General features: G+C 41.6%; 1 protein-coding gene. It reads left to right on the top strand.

Annotated features, from left to right (window positions below; translation table 11 throughout):
- On the top strand, positions 1-255 hold a 255-nt coding region (locus AAEY72_RS15575; protein WP_352311519.1), incomplete at both ends, for an NAD(P)-dependent oxidoreductase.

The following is a 255-nucleotide window of genomic DNA, read 5'->3' as shown; positions in this document are numbered from 1 at the left end:
GCGTGATGGTGATTAATACCAGTCGAGGCGGCTTATTGGATGCACTTGACGCGATGGAAGCGTTAAAGGATGGCCAGATTGGTTCATTAGGGCTTGATGTATATGAAAATGAAAAAGGCCTGTTTTTCGAAGATAAATCAAATGAAATCATTCAAGATGATATCTTCCGTCGCTTATCTGCTTGTCATAATGTGATCTTTACTGGCCACCAAGCCTTTTTAACGGAAGAAGCTCTCAACGCGATTGCTTCAACAA

This window comes from Psychrobacter sp. W2-37-MNA-CIBAN-0211 (assembly GCF_040309405.1).
GTDB classification, from domain to species: domain Bacteria; phylum Pseudomonadota; class Gammaproteobacteria; order Pseudomonadales; family Moraxellaceae; genus Psychrobacter; species Psychrobacter glaciei.
This window is presented reverse-complemented; position numbering and strand designations above follow the sequence as displayed.